Origin of the sequence: Amycolatopsis sp. lyj-346 (genome assembly GCF_046548975.1) — a bacterium.
Taxonomy (GTDB): Bacteria; Actinomycetota; Actinomycetes; order Mycobacteriales; family Pseudonocardiaceae; genus Amycolatopsis.
The window spans coordinates 321,519-342,000 of sequence record NZ_JAJPWT010000008.1; the positions used below are offsets into that span (position 1 = coordinate 321,519).

Consider the following 20,482-nt stretch of genomic DNA (forward strand, 5'->3'; position numbering starts at 1 on the left):
GTGGCCGGAAATCGCCGGGGGACGGCGGATCCACCTGCCCACCGAGGTCGCCGAACCCGTTGCGACCCGGCCGCCCGTCCGGGACCTGGCCCGGCTCATCCGGACCGAGACCGAGGCGTTGACCGGCGCGGGCTACCGGGCGGACCGGACCTTCCTGGAACTGGGCCTGGATTCCGTCGCGGCGGTGGAGCTGGTCCGCGCGCTGCGCCGGCGGACCGGGCTGCCGATCGCCACGACCGCGTTGTTCGACCACCCGACCCCGGAGCGGCTGGCGGAGCACCTGGACGGCAGCGCGCCCCGGCCGGCCGCCGTCGTGTCCCGGCGCGCCGCGTCCGGCGAGCCGATCGCCATCGTCGGCATGAGCTGCCGCTTCGCCGGCGGTGTGCAGAACCCGGACGACCTGTGGCGGGTCGTCGACGGCGGCCGGTCGGTGCTCGGGCCGATGCCCGGCGACCGCGGGTGGGACGTCGAGGCCCTCCACGACCCGGACCGCGTCCGGCCGGGCACCAGTTACGTGCGTGAGGGCGCCTTCCTGCACGACGCCGCCGAGTTCGACAACGCCTTCTTCGGCATCGGCGGGCACGAGGCGCTCGAGATGGACCCGCAGCAGCGGCTGCTGCTGGAGCTGGCCTGGGAGGCGTTCGAGCAGGCCGGCATCGACCCGGCGACGCTGCGCGGCAGCGACACCGGCGTCTACGCGGGGGTGGCCCACGACGACTACGGCGCCGGTGGTCTCGGCACGCGCGAGAACCTGGCGATCGGGACCGTGTGCAGCGTCGCGTCCGGGCGGATCTCGTTCACCTTCGGCCTGCAGGGGCCCAACCTCTCGGTCGACACGGCGTGTTCGTCGTCGCTCGTCGCCGTGCACCTGGCCGCTTCCGCCCTGCGCCGCGGCGAGTGCTCGCTCGCGCTGGCCGGCGGGGTGGCCGTGTTGTCCTCGCCCACCGTCTTCGTCGAATTCAGCCGGCAGGGCGGGCTGGCGCCGGACGCGCGGGTGAAACCGTTCGCCGAAGGCGCCGACGGCACCGCGTGGGGCGAAGGCGGCGGGATGTTCGTGCTGGAGCGCTATTCCGACGCCCGCCGCAACGGCCACCCGGTCCTCGCGCTGATCGCCGGCTCCGCGGTCAACTCCGACGGCGCGAGCAACGGCCTCACCGCTCCCAACGGCGCCGCCCAGCAGCGGCTGCTGGCCACGGCGCTCGCCGACGCCGGGATCCGGCCCGCCGACGTGGACGTCGTCGAGGCGCACGGCACGGGCACGAAGCTCGGCGACCCGATCGAAGCCGGGGCGCTCGCGGCGGTCTACGGCGCGCACCGCCCGCCCGGCCGGCCGCTGCTCGTCGGCTCGCTCAAGTCCAACCTCGGCCACACCCAGGCCGCGGCCGGAGCGGCCGGGGTGCTCAAGATGGTGCTGGCGATGCGGCACGGCCGGATCCCGGCCACGCTCAACGTCGACCGGCCCAGCTCCCACGTGGACTGGACCGGCGGCCTCCGGCTCGTCACCGAAGCCACCGCGTGGCCGGAGCGGGACACCGTCCGGCGGGCCGGCGTCTCGTCGTTCGGCATCGGCGGCACCAACGCCCACGTGATCCTGGAGCAACCGGCGGCGGCGCCGGAGGAAACCCCCGCGCACACCGGTGCCGTCACTGATCCACTGTGGACACTTTCGGCCGGTTCGCCGGACGCGCTGCGGGCCCAGGCGGCCCGGTTGCTCGCGCACCGCGCGACCGGCCCCGGGACCGACGTCCACGACCTCGGGTTCTCACTGGCCACCACCCGGGCCGCCTTGACGCACCGGGCCGTCCTCACCGGCGGCGATCGCCCGCAGCTCATCCGCGCGCTGACCGCGCTGGCGGCCGGCCGGACCGACCCCGCTCTGACGACCGGCGCGGCCGGGGACGGCGGCCTGGCCTTCCTGTTCACCGGACAGGGAAGCCAGCGCATCGGGATGGGCCGGCGGCTGGCCGAGCGCCACCCGGTTTTCGCGCGGGCGTTCGACGACGTGTGCGCCGAGCTGACCGTGCCGCTGCGTGACGTCGTGTTCGGCGCCGACCAGGACCGCCTCGACCGGACGGAGTTCGCGCAGCCCGCGTTGTTCGCGTTCGAGGTCGCGTTGTTCCGGTTGCTGGAGCACTGGGGCATCCGGCCGGACCTGCTGCTCGGCCATTCGGTCGGCGAGCTGGCCGCGGTGCACGTCGCCGGGGTGCTGTCGCTGGCGGACGCGTGCCGGATGGTTGTCGCGCGGGGCTCGCTCATGCAGGCCCTGCCCGAAGCGGGGGGCATGTGGGCGGTGTCCGCCACACCGGACGAGCTCGGGGAGCTGCCGCCCGGAGTCTCGGTGGCCGCGGTCAACGGGCCGCGTTCGGTGGTGCTTTCCGGCGCCGCCGACGCCGTTTCGGCGGTGGCCGGACGGTTCCGGCGGCAGGGCCGCCGGACCAGCCGGCTGCAGGCCTCCCACGCGTTCCACTCCGAGCTGGTGGAGCCGATGCTGGCCGGCTTCCGGGAGGTCGTGGCGAGCCTGGACTTCCGGACGGCCCGGATCCCCGTGGTCTCGGCCGTCACCGGCCGGATCGCCACGGACGAGCAGCTGTCCGCACCGGACTACTGGGTGAGCCACGCCCGCGAAACCGTCCGGTTCGCCGACGGCGTGCGCGTGCTCGCCGGCGAGGGCGCCACCACGTTCCTGGAGGTCGGCCCCGGGGCGGCCCTGACCGAGCCGGCCGCGGAGTGCCTGGACGACGCCGTCGACACGGTCGTGGTGCCCGGTGTCCGGGACGACGACGTGCTCGGCGCGGTCGCCGCGCTGCACGTGCGCGGGCACGGACCGGACTGGGCCGCCTGGTTCGCCGGGAGCGGCGCGCGGCCGGTGGCCCTGCCCACCTACGCCTTCCAGCGCCGCCGGTTCTGGCTGCTGCCCGAGAAGCCACCGGAAGCCCCGCGCGGCGCGGACGCGGAGTTCTGGGACGCCGTCGACGGCGGGGACGCCGAGCGGTTCGGCAAGCTGCTGGGCACCGACCTCGACGTCGCCGAGCTGCTGCCCGTGCTGGCGCGCTGGCGGCGCGGCCGCGACCAAAGCGCCGAGGCGGACCGGCTGCGGTACCGGATCAGCTGGCAGCCGGTCGCGGACTCCATCGCCACGAAGCGCAACTGGGTCGTCCTGCACTCCGCCGGGCAGCCCGTACCCGAGCCGCTCGTCGCCGCGCTCGACGGCGCCGTGCTGGCCGTCGACGCGGGCGCCTCCCGCGCGGAGATCGCCGGGCTCCTCCGCGACAGCGGGCCGGTGGACGGCTTCGTCTCCCTGCTGGCGCTCGACGAACTGCCGCACCCGGGCACCCCCGGGGTGCCCGCCGGGCTCGCGCTGACCACCGCACTCGTGCAGGCCGCCGTCGACCTCGACCTCGACGTGCCGGTGTGGTGCGTGACCCGGTCCGCGGTGTCGACCGGAGCCGGTGACCGGCTCGGCGCGCCCGGGCAGGCGATGGTGTGGGGCCTCGGCCGCGTCGCGGCGCTGGAGCACCCGCTGTGGTGGGGCGGCCTGGCCGACCTGCCGGAGACGGTGGACCGGGCCGCGGCCGAACGGCTGGCCGGGGTGCTGGGCGGCGCGGAGGACCAGGTCGCGGTCCGCGCGTCCGGGGTGTTCGCCCGGCGCCTGGTGCGGGCACCGGCCGCGCACCGGGCCGTCACCGGCTGGCCGCGGCGCGGCACCACGCTGATCACCGGCGCGTTCGGCGCGCTGGGCCGTCGCCTGGCGCGGTGGCTGGCCACCGAAGGCGTCCAGCGGCTCCTGCTGACCGGCCGGCACGCCGACGACCCCGCCCTCGTCGCCGAGCTGACCGCGCTCGGCGCCGAGGTCGAAACGGCCGCCTGTGACGTCGCCGACCGGCGGGCCGTGGCGGACCTGCTCGCCACGATCCCCGCCGACCGGCCGCTGACCGCGGTCGCCCACGCGGCCGGCGTGCTCGACGACGGCGTCATCGGCGCGCTGGACCCGCCGCGGCTCGCCCGGGTCCTGCGCGGCAAGGCCGACGGCGCCCGCCACCTCCACGAACTCACCGGCGGGCTCGAGGCGTTCGTGCTGTTCTCCTCCGCGTCCGGAGCCGTCGGCAACGCCGGGCAGGCCAACTACGCGGCGGCCAACGCCTACCTCGACGCGCTGGCCGAGCAACGGCGCGCCGACGGGCTGGCGGCGACCGCGCTGGCCTGGGGACCGTGGGGCGACGGCGGCATGGCCGTGGACGGCGCGGACGCGGCGGTCGTCGGGAACCGGTTGCGCCGCAACGGGATGACCGTGCTCGACCCCGGTGTGGCCCTGGCCGCGCTGGCGACGGCCGTCGCCGGTGACGAGTCCGGCCTCGTGCTCGCCGACGTCGACTGGGACCGGTTCCTGCCGGTGTTCGCCGGCACCCGGCCCAGCCCGCTGCTCGCGGAACTGCCGGAAGCCCGCCGGAGCCCGGCCGGCGCCGAACCGGCGGCCGGGCCGGCCACGCTGCGGCTGGCGGGGCTCTCGGCCGCGCAGCGCCGCCGCGAACTGCGCGACCTGGTCTGCCGGCACACCGCATCGATCCTCGGGCACGCCTCCGCCGCGCCGATCCAGCCGGGCCGGCCCTTCCACGAACAGGGGCTCAGCTCGCTGGGGGTGGTCGAGCTGCGCAACCAGCTCGGCGCGCGGACCGGGCTGCGGGTGCCCGCGAGCGCCTTCTTCGACCACCCCACCCCCGTCGCGCTGGCCGGCTACCTCGAAGCCGCGCTCACGGACGTGCCGTCCGCAGCGCCGGAAACCCCGGCGGCGGCCGAAGAGACGACCGAAGCGTCCGAAGTGGACGTGCTGAGCCGAGCCGAACGGGAAGTCTTGCTGGCACAGGAGGATCTCATCGATGGCTGACGACAACGCGGTGCTCGCCACGCTGGACCGGGTGACGACCGCGCTGCGGGACACCCGGGAACGGCTGCGCGCGGTGCAGGCGCGGGCGCGCGAGCCGATCGCGATCGTCGGGATGGGCTGCCGGTTCCCGGGCGGGGTGGCCGACCCCGACGCGCTGTGGCGGCTGGTCGAGGACGGCGAAGACGCCGTGACGGCGTTCCCCGCCGACCGCGGCTGGCCGGCCGAGCTGACCGGCGCGGGCGGCTTCCTCGCCGACCCCGCGTGGTTCGACGCCGCCTTCTTCGGCATCGGCCCGCGCGAAGCCGAGTCGATGGACCCGCAGCAGCGGCTGCTGCTGGAGGTCTCCTGGGAGGCACTGGAGCGGGCCGGGATCGACCCGGCCGGCCTGCGCGGCTCCCGCACCGGCGTCTTCGCCGGCACGAGCGACCAGGACTACCGGCAGCTGCTGCTGTCCCACCTCGACGCGCACCCCGACCACCTGGCGACCGGCACGTCGGCGGCCGTGGTGTCCGGGCGGATCGCCTACGTGCTCGGGCTGGAAGGGCCGTCGGTCTCGGTCGACACCGCGTGCTCGTCCTCGCTGGTGGCGCTGCACCTGGCGGTGCGCGCGCTGCGCGGGGGAGAGTGCGACCTCGCGCTGGCCGGCGGCGCGCTGGTGATGTCCACCCCCGGCGTCTACCGCGCGTTCGAACAGCAGGGCGCCCTCGCGGCCGACGGCCGCTGCAAGGCCTTCGGCGACACGGCGGACGGTGTCGGCTGGGGCGAAGGCGCCGGCGTCGTCGTGCTGGAACGGCTGTCCGACGCTCTCGAGCACGATCACCCCGTGCTGGCCGTGGTCCGCGGCACCGCGGTCAACTCCGACGGCGCGTCCAACGGCCTGACCGCGCCCAGCGGACTGGCCCAGCAGCGGGTCATCCGCGCCGCGCTGGCCGACGCGGGCCTGCAGAGCCGCGACATCGACGCCGTCGAGGCGCACGGCACCGGCACCCGGCTCGGCGACCCCGTCGAGGTCGCGGCCCTGCAGGCGGTGTTCGGCGGGGACCGCGCCACCCCGCTCGCCATCGGCTCGATCAAGTCCAACATCGGGCACAGCCAGGCCGCGGCCGGAGTCGCCGGCCTGCTCAAGGTGGTGCTCGCCCTGCGCCACCGCACGCTGCCCCGGACCCTGCACGCGGGCACCCGCTCGTCCCAAGTGGACTGGACGGGCGCCGTGGAGGTGCTCACCGAGAACCGGGACTGGCCGCCGGACGGCGAGCGGCCGCGCCGGGCGGGGGTGTCCGCGTTCGGCATCAGCGGCACGAACGCGCACGTGGTCGTCGAAGAGGCACCGGACCGCGCCGCCGCGCCGTCGGCGAAGGAGCAGCTGCCCTGGGTGCTGTCCGCGCGCACCGAGTCCGCGCTGCCGGCCAAGGCCGGGCAGCTGCTGTCCCACCTGGACGGCCGGGACCCGGTGGCCGTGGCGCACGCGCTGATCACGACGCGCAGCACGTTCGAGCACCGCGCCGTCGTGCTCGACGAAGACCCGCGGATGGCGCTGGACGTGCTGGCCTACGACTCCATCACCCCCGGCCTGGTCCGCGGCGTCGCCGACCTGACCGGCAAGGTCGTGTTCGTCTTCCCCGGCCAGGGCGGCCAATGGGCGGGCATGGCCGCGGACCTGCTCGACGGTTCGCCGCTGTTCCGCGAGCACGTCGAACGCTGTGCCCGCGCGCTGGCGCCGCACACGGACTGGGACCTCCTGGCCGTGCTGCGGCAGGAGCCGGACGCGCCGTCGCTGGACCGCGTCGACGTCGTGCAGCCCGCGTTGTTCGCGGTGATGGTGTCGCTCGCCGCCGTCTGGCGTGCTTCCGGCGTCGAGCCGGACGCCGTCGTGGGCCACAGCCAGGGTGAGATCGCCGCCGCTCACGTCGCGGGCGCGCTGACCCTGGACGACGCCGCGCTCGTCGTCAGCCGCCGCGCGAAGGCGCTGACCGCGTTGTCCGGCCTCGGCGGCATGGCCTCGGTCGAGCTTTCGGCCGATCTGCTGGGCCCCCGCCTCGACGAGCGGCTGTCGATCGCCGCGGTCAACGGACCGGACGCCGTGGTCGTCGCCGGGGACCCCGCGGCGCTCGACGCACTGGTGGCCGAGCTGGCCGGGTCCGGGATCAAGGCCCGGCGCCTCGATGTCGATTACGCGTCGCACTCGCCGGCCGTCGAGCCGGCCCGCGACCGGCTGCTCGCCGAACTGGCCCCGATCACCCCACGGGCCGCGGAGATCCCGTTCCACTCCTCGGTGACCGCGAGCGTCCTGACCGGCGCCGAGCTCGACGCCGGCTACTGGTACCGGAACCTGCGTCAGCCGGTGCGCTTCGCCGAGGCGCTGGCCGGGCTCCCGGTGCCGGAGCACACGTTCTTCGTCGAGGTCGGGCCGCACCCGGTGCTCGTGCCCGCGGTGCTCGCGGCCGTCGGGGACGGCGCCGTCGTCACCGGGACGCTGCGCCGCACCGAAAGCGGCCGGGACGCGTTCTTCGGCGCGCTGGCCGAGGTGTACGTCCGCGGTCTGAGCCCGAAGTGGACGGCGCTGGGCGAGCCGGGCACGCCCGGGTTCGCCGAGCTGCCGACGTATCCCTTCGAGCGCAAGCGGTTCTGGCTGACGCGGAAGGAAAGCCGGCGCAGCACGCACCCCGTCCTCGACCCGCCGGTCGAGCTGGCAGGCACCGGCGAGCTCGTGCTGGCCGGCCGGCTGTCGACGGCGGAGACGCCGTGGCTGGCCGACCACCGCGTCCTCGGCGAAGTGGTCCTGCCCGGCACCGCCTGGCTCGAACTCGCCCTGCAGGCCGGCGTGGCCGCTCGGTGCCCGGTGGTCAAGGAGCTCACGCTGGAGCGGCCGTTGCTCTTGCCGGACGACACGACGGTCGCCGTCCAGCTGCGCGTCGGTGCGCCGGACGCGGCCGGGCACCGCGGCCTCGAGCTGTCCGCGAAGGCCGGCGCGACGTGGGTCCGGCACGGTCAAGGGCTCCTCGGGCCGCGGCAGGCGGAACCCGAGCCGATCGGCGCGTGGCCGCCCGAAGGCGCGGAACCCGTCGCGCACAGCGGGCACTACGCCGCCCTGGTCGAGCGGGGACTGCGTTACGGCCCCGCCTTCCAAGGACTGCGTGCGGTGTGGCGACGCGGCGACGAGGTCTTCGCCGAGATCGGCTGCCCGGTCGACACCCGGGGCTTCACCGTCCACCCGGCACTGCTGGACGCCGCCCTGCACGCCCTCGGCTTCGCCGGCGGCGGGCCGGTGACCGACGGGCCGGTGCTGCCGTTCAGCTGGGCCGACGTGACCGCGCACGCCGCGCGTCCGGCGGCGCTGCGGGTGCGCCTGCGTGGTGCGGTGGACGGCTCGGTGCGGCTGGACGTCGCCGACGGCGAAGGCACGCCGGTGCTGTCGGTGGGCTCGCTGGTGCTGCGGCCGGCCGCAGCCCGCGACGACGTGCCCCGGGACGCGCTGTTCCGGGAGAAGTGGGTCGAAGTGCCCGCCACGGGCAGCGCGGTGGGCACGGTCGTGGCCGTCGGCACGGACACCGGCCGGTTCCCCGCCTTCGCCGACCTGAACGCGCTGGCCGCCGCGGTCGTGGCGGGGGAACCGGTGCCGGGCGCGGCGCTCGTCACCGTCGGCGGCGCATCGGTGCGGGAGTCGGTCCACCGCGCGCTGGAGCTGGTGCAGTGGTGGCTCGCCCACCCGGCCTTCGCCGCGTCGAAGCTGGTCTTCCGGACCGCGGGCGCGGTCGCCGCCCGGACCGGCGACGAGGTCGGCGACCTGGCCGGCGCGGGCGTGAGCGGCCTGGTGCGTTCGGCCCAGACCGAGGAGCCCGGCCGGTTCGTGCTGCTCGACGCCGACGACGTCACGCCGCTGACCGTGGCCGCCGCGCTGGGCACCGGCGAGCCCGAGCTCGCGCTGCGCGGGGGAGTGCTGCTGGCGCGCCGCCTGGTGCGGGCGTTCGTGCCGGCGCCCACGCGGTTCGCCGGCGCCGAGGACGTCGTGCTGATCACCGGCGGCACCGGGACCCTCGGCGGCCTCCTCGCCCGGCACCTGGTGACCGGGCACGGCGTGCGGCGGCTGGTGCTGGCCGGCCGCCGTGGCGGTGCGGCGGACCTGGTGGCCGAACTCGCCGGGCTCGGCGCGACGGCCGTCGTGGCCGCCTGCGACGTCACCGACCCGGACCAGCTGGCCCGGCTGCTCGCCGAGCACCGGCCGACGATCATCGTGCACGCGGCAGGCGCGCTCGCCGACGGTGTCGTGTCGGCGATGACCCCACAGCGGCTGGACGAGGTGCTGCGGCCGAAGGCGGAGACCGCGCTGCACCTGCACGAACTGACGAAGGACCAGCCGCTCAAGGCGTTCGTGCTGTTCTCCTCGGCCGCGGCCACCGCGGGCAGCGGCGGCCAGTCGAACTACGCCGCCGCGAACGCGGTGCTCGACGCGCTCGCCCACCGGCGCCACGCACTCGGCCTGCCCGCGGTCTCGCTCGCGTGGGGGCGCTGGGCCGAGCGCAGCGACCTGACCCGGCACCTCCCGGCCGCGCCGGAAGCGCTGTCCACCGAGGAAGCACTCGCGCTGTTCGACGTCGCGGTGTCGCTGCGCGACCCCGTGCTGGTGCCCGCCCGGTTCACCCCGGAGGCCGCCGCGGGCCGGCCCCTGCTGCGGGAGCTGGCCGAGCGGCCGGACGACGGGGACGGCGACCTGCGGCAGCGGCTGGACGGCCTCGCCGGCCCCGAGCGCGAACAGGCCCTGGTCGACCTCGTCCTGACGACCGTCGCGGCCACCCTCGGCCACGACGACGCCGGGGAGCTGCGCCCGACCGCCGGGTTCCTCGAAATCGGCGTCGACTCACTGGCCGCGGTCCGCATCCGCAACCGGCTGGCCGCGGTGCTGCGGCTGCGGCTGCGCGCGACGGTGACCTTCGACCACCCCAGCCCGGTGGTGCTCGCCCGGCACCTGGCCGAGCTGCTGGCCACCGGCGCGGAAGAGGTGATCGACGAGGACAGCGCGCGCATGCGCGAGTCGGTGCTGCTCACCCGGGACTCCGACTGGCAGGTGACCCGCACGTTCCTGACCTCGGCCGCCGAGCTGCCGGAGCCGCCGGCACCGGTCCGGCTCACCGGCGGCCCGGGACACCCCGCGCTGGTGTGCGTCCCGGGCATCGTCGGCATGTCCGACCCGGTGCAGTTCGCGCGCCTGGCCAAGTCCTTCAAGGGCGAACGGGACGTCTGGGCGCTGCGGCACCCGGGCTACCGCCGCGCCGAGGCGCTGCCCCGGACCCGGGAACTGCTGCTGGACCTGCACGCGGCCGGCCTGCGTGCCGAACTGGGCGACCAGCCGTTCGTGCTGGCCGGGCTGTCGGCCGGTGGCCTGGTCGCGCACCAGATCGCGCGGCGGCTGCACGAGCTGGGCACGCCGCCCGCCGGCGTGGTGGTGCTGGACAGCTACGTCCCCAGCGAGCACCAGCGGCTGGTCCGCCTGCTGCCCGGGCTCGGCGAGGAGGCCCAGGCCCGGATGGACAACCCGGACCTCGCGGTCCCCGGCGACGACGGCTGGATCACCGCGATGCTGCACTACCAGGAGTTCGACTGGACGCCGGCCGAGCTGCCGATCCCGGTGCTGTTCGTCCGCGCGGCCGAACCGCTGGAGGGGTGGCCGCCGGACTGGGCGCCGGTCTGGCCGTTCGAGCACACGCTCGCCATGGCTCCCGGCAACCACTTCACGATCCTGGAGGAACACGCCGCGGACACGGCGGCGCTGATCGGGGACTGGATGCGCCACACCTTTCCGCGCACGGGCAACGGGAAACCGGACCAGACGACGACCACCTGAGGGGATTCAGCGTGCCACCCAAGCGAACCGCCCGGCTGGCCGGGCACACCCTGGGCGAAAGCCTTGCCCTGCTGGCGAAATCGACGCCCGAAGCGCGGGCCAGGTTCCCCGCGGCCGGCGACGGGATCACCGCGGCCGAGCTGGACCTGGCCGCCACCGCCGCCGCGCACGAGTTCCTCCGCGCCGGCGTGCGCCCCGGCGACGTCGTCGGCGTGCTGGTGCCCACCGCGGCCCGGTTCCTCACCACGATCTACGGCCTGTGGCGGGCCGGCGCCGCGGTGAGCGTGCTGCCGGTCCAGGCCGGCTTCGCGGACGTGCCCAACACCGCGCGACGGCTGGCGCGGATCGTGACCGCCGCGGGCATGCGCCGGCTCGTCCTGGACCCCGGCTACGGCGACCTCGGCGACGCGCTCCTCGAACTCGGCACCGGCGTGACCCTGGTGGCTCCGGCCGTGCCCGGCGCCACCGGCGACGCGCGCTCGTTGCCCGCCGTCGAGCCGGACGCGCTGGCCATCGTGCAGTTCACCTCGGGCAGCACGAGCCTGCCCAAGGGCGTGCTGCTGCCGCACGCGACGACCATGGCCGGGCTGCGGTCCTGCGTGGTCTCCGGGGGCTTCAGCCCCGACGACGTGTTCCTGCAGTGGGTGCCGACGTTCCACGACATGGGCCTGATCGGGCTGCAGTCGCACTGGCTCAACGGCGCGGACGTGCACGTCTTCCCGCCGACCACGTTCCTGCGGCGGCCGGAAGCGGTGCTCGAGCACTTCGCCGCGCACGGCGGCACGGTGATGACTGGCCCCAACTTCGCCTACGACTACCTCGTCGACCGCGTGCCGGCCGAGCGGCTGGCCACTTTGGACCTGTCCGGCTGGCGGCTGGCCTTCAACGGCGCGGAACCGGTCAGCGCGACGACCGTGCGCCGGTTCACCGAAGCCTTCGCCCCCAGCGGCGTCGACGCGTCGGTGATGTACCCGGTGTACGGCATGGCCGAAGCCACCCTGTCGATCAGCTACCCCGACCCCGGCTCGGTCGCGCGCGTCCGCGCGGTCGACCGCCAGGAGCTCGGCGGCGCCGGCGTCGCGCGCCCGGTCGCCGAGTCGGCGGCCGGGGCCAAGCCGGTGGTCTCGGTCGGCCGCGCGGTCCACGGCATCACCCTGCGGGTGGTGCGCGACAGCGGCGCCGTCGCCGCCGACGGCGAGCTGGGCGAGATCCAGATCAGCGGCGAGTCGGTGACCACCGGCTACTTCCGCGACCCCGAGGCGACCGCGGCCGCGTTCGACGACGGCTGGCTGCGCACCGGGGACCTCGGGTTCCTGCTCGACGGCGAGCTGTACGTCACGGGACGGCGCAAGGAGATGGTCGTGGTGCACGGCCAGAACTTCTTCCCCGACGACGTCGAGAAGGTCGCCCGGACCGTGCCGGGCGTCTACCGCGGCCGGTGCGTCGCCTTCGCCGACACCGACGACGAAGGCGGTGAGCGGATCGGGGTGATCGTCGAGACCGCCGGGGACGCCGCGGCCGTGAGCGCCGAGGTCCGGCGGCGGATCGCCGCCGAGGTCGACCTGCCGCGGGTGGAGATCTACCCCGTCAAGCCGCGCTGGATCCCGCGCACCACGAGCGGGAAGTGGCAGCGCGTGCTGGCCGCCCAGCGGCTCGCGGCGGGCCAAGCCGAAGTCACCGAGACCGCCCCCGACGCCCGAGGAGAACGAGTGTGAACACCAGGACGACATCGCGGGCCGGCGTGCCCCTGCTGGCCGACGAGGAGATGCACAGCGCCCGGATCTTCGCCGAGTACCAGCACGCCACCTGGGAGCTGCACCACATCCCGTGGCCGGACTTCCGGCCGGAGCTGGTGCGGCCCGAGCACGTGATCTTCGCCAAGGGCGCCATCATCGGCGAGTCCAATGTGGTCGCCGCGACGCACGGCCTGCTCAACGAGTTCGGCATGGACTACGACTTCTCCCAGTTCACCTGCATCTGGGGGTACCAGGAGATCCAGCACCACCTCGCGTTCCAGACCTGGCTGCAGCTGGCCGGGCACCGCATCGAGCACCGCACGATCGCGTCGATGCGCGAGGCCTACCCGCCGGGCGTCACCCGCGCGGCGACCCTGGCCACCAACGTCATCTGCGAGGTGCTCGCCACGCACGCCTACAAGTGCGTGGCCCGCAGCATGGACGAGCCGGTGCTCGCGGAGATCCTGCGCAAGGCGAGCGGGGACGAAGCCCGGCACGCCCGCGAGTTCGTGCACTACACGGCCCGGCAGCTGGCCGAGCATCCCGAAGAGCTCGTGTCGGTCTTCGAGACGCTCTACATCTACATGGGCACCACCCGCGACCTGTACCGGCACCCGGTGAGCCGCTTCAAGGGCAACCTGCCGGAGCTGGCCGGGCACGAGACGATCGACGAGATGTTCGCCTACTTCGCCGAGGTCGACGAGGACGGCGCCGAGTGGGCCAAGTGCTGCGAGCAGCTGTTCAAGTACTTCTCCACGATCACCGGGTACCCGCTGACGAAGATGGCCGACGTCCGGCGCGCGATCGCCGAAGAGTCGATCAAGGCCGAGGCGGCGGTATGACCGTCAGCTCGTTCCGGGTGGGGGAAGAGATCGAGTTCCCCTGGCAGGCCGAACCCGCGTTCAACTGCTTCGGCTGCTCACCGCGCAACCCCGTCGGGCTCAAGCTGCGCATGCGGAAACTGGCCGAGGGGGAGTTCGCCGCCGAGACCGTGTTCTCCGAGGACTACGCGTCCTACCCGGGGATCGTGCACGGCGGCATCGTCCAGGTGCTGCTGGACGAGGTCATGGGCGACACCCTCGCGCTCGTGCACGGCATGCTCGCGTTCTCGGTGAGCCTGAGCAGCCGGATGCTGCTGCCGCTGCGGGTCGGCGTGCGGTACGCGACGACCGCGCGGATCACCGGCCGCGGCAACGGGGTGCTGCACACCGAAGCCGAGATCACCGGGCCGGACGGCGAGGTGCACGTCATGGCGCGCGGCACCTTCCAGCCGATCCGCTCCGAGCAGGCCCGGGACCTGATGGACCTGGACGAGGCCACGTTCGGCCGCGTCCGCCACTACTTCGACCACGGAACAGGAGAGTCATGAGCACCGACACGACCACCCGCGAGGAGATCGCGGCCACCACCACCGAAACCCTCGCCGCCGAGCTGAAGATCTCCGCCGACGGCATCGGCCCGGCCGACGTGCTGCGGGACCTGCCCGGCGCCGACTCGATGAAGATGCTGCGCGTGGTGTCCAAACTGGAGCGCCGGTGGGACGTCGAGTTCGAGGACGAGGAGATCTTCGCGGTCAAGACCGTCGACGAGCTGGTCACGCTGGTGCAGAAGGGCATCGGCGGCGGCGAGCCGGCGGGGTCATGACCGCGCCGACCCCGCAGCAGGCGCGCGAAGCGACGAACAAGCACTACGAGCTGCCGCCCGAGTTGTTCGCGCTCTACCTGGACCGCCGGTTGAAGTACAGCTCCGGGCTGTACGACGACGAGCACACGGGCCTCGACGAGGCGCAGACGAACAAGCTGCACTTCGTCGCGCGCCGGCTGGGCCTGCGCGGCGGGGAACGGCTGCTCGACATCGGCTGCGGCTGGGGCAGCCTGATCCTCTTCATGGCCCAGGAGTACGGCTGCCACGCGACCGGCGTGACGCCGTCCGGGCCGCAGGCGGACTTCATCCGGGCGCGCGCGGAAGAGGCCGGCGTCGCCGGCCTGATCACGCTGGTGCCCGGGTCGTTCACCGACGTCGAGGTGGCCGGGCCGTTCGACGCGGTGACCATGCTGGGCTCGATCGTGCACATGCCCGACCGCACCGACGTGCTGCGCAAGGTGCACTCCTTGATGCGGCGCAACGGATCCCTGTACGTCTCGGAAAGCTGCTTCCGCGACCACAAGACCTACCGCGAGTTCTCGCGGCGGCCGGGCACCGTGCACGTCACCGACGCCATCTTCGGGTTCGCCGACATGGTGCCGGCGTCGGTGCTGCTGGAGGCGATCGAGTCGGCGGGGTTCAGCCTCACCGGGCTGACCGACCTGACGGCGCACTACCACCGCACGATCGAGCAGTGGGAGGAGCGCGTGCACGCCGGGCGTGACCGCGTCGAGGAGGTGGCGCCCGGCATGAGCGAGCCGCTCATCCGGTACCTGCGGACCGCCAACGCCGGCTGGGGGTACACCACCAAGCACTACGCCCTCACCGCGGTGAAGTCCCGGATGGGTCCGACGGAGGTGCGGTGAACCAGCCCGAGAGGTCCGGCGCCGGGCTGGACCCGGCGGACATGCGGCGGCTGGCCGGCTTCGCGGTCGGCCGCGCGGGCGCCCGGCAGTGGTCGGTCGACGACCTGGCGTGGGACGCGCTGCGCCCGGAAGAGCTCACGGAGACCGACCGCTCGGTGGTCCGGTTCATCACGTTCATCGAGGACCACATCCCGGGGTACCTGACCCACTTCCTCCAGGCGTTCCCGGTGTCCGGCGGTGACCAGGCCATCGAGGAGTTCTGCTTCAACCGGGAGTACTTCCGGTTCCTGATCTCCTGGGCCAACGACGAGGAGCGGCACGCCTCGGTGCTGACCAGGTACCAGATCGAGGCGGGCATCAACGACCCCGACACGCTGATGTGGGAGCTGGCGCAGGAGGGGCACAAGAAGTTCGCGCTGCCCTACGAGACCCCGGTGCAGGCGTTCACCTACACCCTGGTGCAGGAGAAGGCGACGCAGCTGTTCTACCAGCGGTTCAAAGCCGTCGCCAAGGAGCCGGTGCTGCGTGACCTGCTGCACCGGCTGGCCCGTGACGAAGCCCGGCACTTCGCGTTCTACAGCGAGCTCGTCGGCGCCTACATCGGCCGGCACGGCCTGGCGGCGACGGTGCCCGACCTCAAGGACGTGCTCGCCACGTTCCGGATGCCGCTGGCCGACACGCTCAACGGGTACTGGCGGTGGTCGCTGAAGATCACCGACGCGACGTCGTACGACCACACCGAGGCCTACGACGCGCTGGTCCGGCTGGTCACCGGCTTCGCGAGCGAGGGCGGCCGGGCTTCGGCGGCGGACCTGACCGAGTTCGTGCACCGCATCCGGGCGATCTGAGCAGGGGGACGATCCAGGATGACCACGCTGTTCGACCCCCGCGACCCCGCGGTGCGCCTCGACCCGTACCCGGTGTACCGGCGGCTGCGGGAGACCGATCCGGTCCACCGGTCGGACTTCGGGTTCTGGGTGCTCTCGCGCTACGCCGACGTGGACGCCGTCCTGCGGGCGCCCGGCGTGTCCAGCGAGTTCTACCGGAGCCGCAGCTGGGCCGGGCGCCGCGGCGGGCCGGACAGCCCGCTGGTGACCAGCGTGCGGAGCTGGATGCTGATGCTGGACGGGCCGGCGCACCGGCGGATCCGCGCGGTCATCGGCAAGGTCTTCACGCGCGCGGCGGTGGACCGGCTCCGCCCGCGCGTGGCCGCGGAGACCAACCGCCTGCTCGACGCCGTCGGCGAGGGGACGACGGACCTGATCGCGAGCCTGGCGTTGCCGCTGCCAGTCACGGTGACCTGCGACCTGCTCGGCCTCCCGACGGAGAACCGCGACCGGTTCCGGAGCTGGACCGAGCAGATCAGCCGGGTGATCGACCCGGCGATCACCGTCGAGGACGCGGCGGAGCTGAACCGCGCCGAGACGGAGTTCCGCGAGTACGTCACGGGTGAGCTGGACCGCCGCCGCGCCGAACCCCGCGACGACATCCTTTCCCTGCTGGCGCACGCCGAATCCGACGGCGTGCGCCTGACCGACCACGAGATCATCGCGAATGTGCTGTTCCTGTTCGTGGCGGGCCACGAGACGACGGTGAACCTGATCGGCAACGGCCTGCTGGCGCTGCTGCGCCACCCGGACGAGCTGGACCGGCTGCGCGCGGACCCCGGCCTGATCCCGGGCGCGATGGACGAGCTCACCCGCTACGACGCGCCGGTGCAGATCGTTTCACGGCTGCTGGACGAACAAGTGACCCTGGACGACGCGGTCCTGCCGGCGGGCTCGAAGGCGATGCTGCTGTTCGGTGCGGCCTGCCGCGACCCGCGGCGCTACCCGGACCCGGACCGCCTCGACGTCACCCGGCCGCCGGTCAAGAACCTGGCCTTCAGCGGCGGCCCGCACTACTGCCTCGGCGCAGCACTGGGGAAGATGGAGGCGGCGACGGTGTTCCGGGAGCTGCTCGCCCGGTACCGTTCGATCGAGCTGGTGGCCGAGGAGCAGCTGCGGTGGCGGCCGAACGTGAGCTTCCGCGGCCTGGAAAGGCTCCCCCTGAGCCTCAACCACTGATCAGGTCTCCGGCGCGGTGATCGCCCGCCACCCGGCCGGGCGACCGAGCGCCGGCTGTGGAGGTTCATGCTGGTAGCGGTTGTCCGTGGTCGCGAAGCAGGTCGAAGCTACCGGGACAAGACCGTCGGTTTCGTCGGGGAGGGCGTCATGAGGCCTGGTCTGGCCGTTCTGCTCGCGGTCGCGCTGGTCGCCACGGCGTGCGGCGGGTCCGGCGGCGCACCGCCCGCCGGCCGGGACGAGGTCGGTTACCTGACGTCGTTCGGCACCTTCGGGCGTGACGCCTACGCCTACGTGGCCCAGGAGAAAGGCTTCTTCGCCGAAGCCGGGCTCGAGGTCACGATCACGCCGGGCAGTGGCACGGTGGACGTGCTCAAGCTGGTCGCCGGGGGCCGGGCGGAGTTCGGCACGGCGGACTTCACCGCCACCGCGATCACCGTGGCGAAGGAGAAGCTGCCGGTGACCGCCGTCGCGGCGGTGCACCAGCGGTCGCTCGCCGCGATCGTCTCGCTCGAGGGCAACGGCATCACCAAGCCGGCGGACCTGGCCGGGAAGAGGATCGCCGATCAGGCCGGCTCGACCAACCAGGTGATGTTCCCTGTCTACGCCAAGGCCGCCGGGATCGACCCGGCCTCGGTGCGGTTCGTGCCGGCCGCTCCGCCCGCCCTCCCGCAACTGCTGGCGAGCGGGCAGGTGGACGGGATCGGGCAGTTCGTCGTCGGCCGGCCGCTCATCGAAGCGGCGGCGCGGGGCAAGAAGGCGGTCGTGCTGCCCTACGGTGACCTGGTCCCCGACCTGTACGGCAACGTGGTCGTCACCTCGAAGGAGCTCGCGGTCAGGAATCCCGCGCTGGTGCAGCGGTTCACCGCGGCGCTGCTCAAAGGGCTCGGCTACGCGATCGAGCACCCCGGCGAGCTCGGCGCGATCCTCGAGAAGCACCAGCCGGCCCAGGACGCGGGCGTGGCGGGCGCCGAGATCGGGTTGATGGCGTCCTACGTCCGGCCGGCCGGCTTCACCGGCCCGCTCGGCCAGGTCGCCGAGGCCCGGGTGCGGAAGATCATCGGCACCCTCACCGACGCCGGTGCCGTCCCGGCCGGTGCGCTCACCCCCGCCGACGTCGTCTCCTTCGGGCTGGTGCCCCAGCCGTGATCGTCCTGGACGGCGTGACGCAGGTCTTCGACGGCCGGGCCGGGCCGGTCCAGGCGCTCGCCGGAATCGACTTCGAGGTGGGCGAGAAGGAGTTCGTGGCGGTCATAGGGCGGTCCGGGTGCGGCAAGTCGACGTTGCTGCGGCTCATCGCCGGGCTGCTGCCACCGACCCGGGGACGGATCTTCGTCGACGGCGAGCCGGTGACCAGGCCGCGTCGGGACGTCTCGGTCATGTTCCAGCGCCCGGCGCTGCTGCCGTGGCGGTCGGTGCTGTCGAACGTCATGCTGCCGATCGAGATCTTCGGCCTGGAGCGGAAGGCCTACCGGGACCGGGCGCACGAGCTGCTGGAGCTGGCCGGCCTGCGTGGCTTCGAGAAGCGGCTGCCCCACGAGCTTTCCGGCGGGATGCAGCAACGGGTCTCACTGTGCCGATCGCTGGTCCACGCTCCGGCGGTCATGCTCATGGACGAACCGTTCTCCGCACTGGACGCCTTGACCCGGACGGAGCTTTCGGAGGAGCTGCAACGCATCCAGCTGGAGCAGCCCAGGACGGTCGTGTTCGTGACGCACTCCATCGAGGAGGCGGTCGTGCTCGCCGACCGGGTGGCCGTGCTCACCCCGCGGCCCGGCAGGCTCCGCAAGATCGTCGACCTCGCCGTTCCCCGGCCCCGCGTGCCCGGGCGGCCCGACGTCGATCAGGCGGGTCGTGAGCTGCGCGACCTGCTCACCGCCCCGGTCGACGGCGCGGCGACATGAGCAAGGCGCGCGTGCTGCCCGTCGTGGGGCTGCTGGTGCTCATCGGCCTCTGGTGGCTGGCGACGATCGTCTTCTCGATCGAGCGGTTTCTCGTCCCCAGCCCGGCCGACGTGGTCGCGTCGTTCCTCGAGCTGCCGGGATACCTGCTCGGCCAGAGCCTGGTCACCCTGCTCGAGACCATCGAAGGCTTCACACTGTCCATAGTGGTCGGAATCCCGCTCGCGGTGCTGATCGTCCGTTCCCCGCTCCTGGAACGGACTTTCTACCCGATCCTGCTCGCCGTGAACGCGGTGCCCAAGATCGCCATCGCGCCGATCCTGGTGGTGTGGTTCGGCTTCGGCCAGGGGCCGAAGGTGGTCCTGGTCGTGCTGGTGTGCGTCTTCCCCGTGGTCATCTCCACCGCGTCCGGGATGAAGTCCACCCCGCACGAGCTCGTCGAGCTGCTCCGCTCGTGGGATTCTTCCCGCCGTCAGGAGTTCTTCAAGCTGCGGTTCCTGTACGCCCTGCCGCAGATCTTCGTCGGGCTCAAGGTGGCGGTCTCCCTCGCGGTCATCGGCGCGGTGATCGCGGAGTTCGTCGGCGCCGACGCCGGGCTCGGTTTCGTGATCGTGCAGTCCGGCGCCAGCGCCGACACGTCGCTGGCCTTCGCCGCGATGACCCTGCTGGCGATCATGAGCATCGCGTTGTTCTACGGACTCGCCCACCTCGAGCGGAAGCTGTTGCCGTGGGCCGAAGAGCACCGGTGATCCACCCCACCGCCGGCGGCCGTGTCAGGGCCGGGCGGCCATCCCGTGCGCCGGCAGGATGTCGCGCGGTCCCGGTGCCAGCACGTGGTCTTCGTCGCGGTCGATCCACTGGCGGCGCAGCACGGCGAGGGTGGTCGACATGTTGAGGCCGTTGATCCCGGGCAGTGCGCCGAGGTCCTCGGTGACGAACCGGGAGAGGTGGTCCTCGCCGGTGAACACGCCGTGGTGCAGGACCGAAGCGGGCCCGGCGGTCATCGCGGTGAACCGCCCGTGCGGGTGTTCGCCGAGCGCGGCCAGGACACCCGGCACGTCCCGCGGCCGGACGTCCAGGGTGAACAGCGCCGTGATCGGGAAGCCGAGCACCGCCGGCTCGATCTCGACCCGGGGCCGCACCGCACCGGTTTCCAGCAGGGACTGGATGGTCCGGTAGGCGGTGGACCGGCTGAGGCCCAGATCGCGGGCGACCTGGGCCGCGGAAATCCGCCCGTCGTCGAACAGGAGCCGGAGCGTGGCGAACTCGGCCTCGGTGAGCGGCCCCAGCGCGGTGGGCATCGGGCTGGGGGTGGCGTCGGCCTGCTGCCGCAGCGCCGCGGCCTGTTCCGCGGGCAGCCGGTGCAGGCGCCAGGCCACCGCCTGCCGGGGCGCGTTCAGCACCAGGTGCGACTGCAGGGAGGCGATGCCGGGCGTGGCGGGCAGCGTCTCGGTCAGCAGGCGGCGCATGTCCGTGCCGGGCAGGGGATACAGGGTGCAGTAGAGGTCCGCGTCTCCGGTGGTGACGAACAGGGACTGGGCCTGCGGCACT

11 protein-coding genes and 1 pseudogene are annotated in these 20,482 nt (G+C 73.8%); 11 read left to right on the forward strand and 1 reads right to left on the reverse strand.

Features of this window, described 5'->3' with window-relative positions; all coding sequences use genetic code 11:
* Positions 1 to 139 precede the first annotated feature (139 nt).
* The 11 genes and pseudogenes from ACLJQE_RS24570 to ACLJQE_RS24620 form a co-directional block, all read left to right on the forward strand.
* Positions 140 to 10,718: pseudogene (locus tag ACLJQE_RS24570) on the forward strand (type I polyketide synthase); the annotation flags it as partial.
* A 14-nt stretch (positions 10,719 to 10,732) separates the two neighbouring features.
* Positions 10,733 to 12,436, forward strand: a complete 1,704-nt coding sequence (locus ACLJQE_RS24575; protein ID WP_410641772.1) for an AMP-binding protein — start codon at positions 10,733 to 10,735, stop codon at positions 12,434 to 12,436.
* On the forward strand, positions 12,433 to 13,299 hold the full coding sequence (locus ACLJQE_RS24580; protein ID WP_410641681.1) for a ferritin-like domain-containing protein: 867 nt from the start codon (positions 12,433 to 12,435) through the stop codon (positions 13,297 to 13,299). Before ACLJQE_RS24575 ends, ACLJQE_RS24580 begins: the two co-directional genes overlap by 4 nt.
* Positions 13,296 to 13,826, forward strand: coding sequence for a PaaI family thioesterase (locus ACLJQE_RS24585; RefSeq protein ID WP_410641682.1), 531 nt, complete (start codon positions 13,296 to 13,298; stop codon positions 13,824 to 13,826). Before ACLJQE_RS24580 ends, ACLJQE_RS24585 begins: the two co-directional genes overlap by 4 nt.
* A complete protein-coding gene (locus ACLJQE_RS24590) occupies positions 13,823 to 14,101 on the forward strand; it encodes an acyl carrier protein (RefSeq protein ID WP_410641683.1) in 279 nt (92 codons plus the stop codon). Before ACLJQE_RS24585 ends, ACLJQE_RS24590 begins: the two co-directional genes overlap by 4 nt.
* Positions 14,098 to 14,967 (forward strand): SAM-dependent methyltransferase, encoded by an 870-nt coding sequence (locus tag ACLJQE_RS24595; RefSeq protein ID WP_410641684.1) that lies wholly within the window; start codon positions 14,098 to 14,100, stop codon positions 14,965 to 14,967. Before ACLJQE_RS24590 ends, ACLJQE_RS24595 begins: the two co-directional genes overlap by 4 nt.
* The gene (locus ACLJQE_RS24600) at positions 14,964 to 15,815 is read left to right on the forward strand and encodes an acyl-ACP desaturase (RefSeq protein WP_410641685.1); all 852 of its coding nucleotides are present in this window, start codon (positions 14,964 to 14,966) and stop codon (positions 15,813 to 15,815) included. The genes ACLJQE_RS24595 and ACLJQE_RS24600 overlap by 4 nt, the downstream gene beginning before the upstream one ends.
* Before the next feature lie 18 nt (positions 15,816 to 15,833).
* Positions 15,834 to 17,033: a cytochrome P450 gene (locus ACLJQE_RS24605; protein WP_410641686.1), complete on the forward strand. Its 1,200-nt coding sequence runs from the start codon at positions 15,834 to 15,836 to the stop codon at positions 17,031 to 17,033.
* Between the two features lie 147 nt (positions 17,034 to 17,180).
* Positions 17,181 to 18,179 (forward strand): ABC transporter substrate-binding protein, encoded by a 999-nt coding sequence (locus ACLJQE_RS24610; protein WP_410641687.1) that lies wholly within the window; start codon positions 17,181 to 17,183, stop codon positions 18,177 to 18,179.
* Positions 18,176 to 18,934: an ABC transporter ATP-binding protein gene (locus ACLJQE_RS24615; protein WP_410641688.1), complete on the forward strand. Its 759-nt coding sequence runs from the start codon at positions 18,176 to 18,178 to the stop codon at positions 18,932 to 18,934. The genes ACLJQE_RS24610 and ACLJQE_RS24615 overlap by 4 nt, the downstream gene beginning before the upstream one ends.
* Positions 18,931 to 19,680 carry an ABC transporter permease gene (locus ACLJQE_RS24620; protein ID WP_410641689.1) on the forward strand — a complete coding sequence of 250 codons (750 nt, stop codon included), beginning with the start codon at positions 18,931 to 18,933 and terminating at the stop codon, positions 19,678 to 19,680. Before ACLJQE_RS24615 ends, ACLJQE_RS24620 begins: the two co-directional genes overlap by 4 nt.
* 24 nt (positions 19,681 to 19,704) lie before the next feature.
* Here ACLJQE_RS24620 and ACLJQE_RS24625 read toward each other — a convergent pair whose 3' ends face one another.
* The gene (locus ACLJQE_RS24625; protein WP_410641691.1) at positions 19,705 to 20,481 is read right to left on the reverse strand and encodes an Lrp/AsnC family transcriptional regulator; all 777 of its coding nucleotides are present in this window, start codon (positions 20,479 to 20,481) and stop codon (positions 19,705 to 19,707) included.
* Position 20,482: the final 1 nt, after the last annotated feature.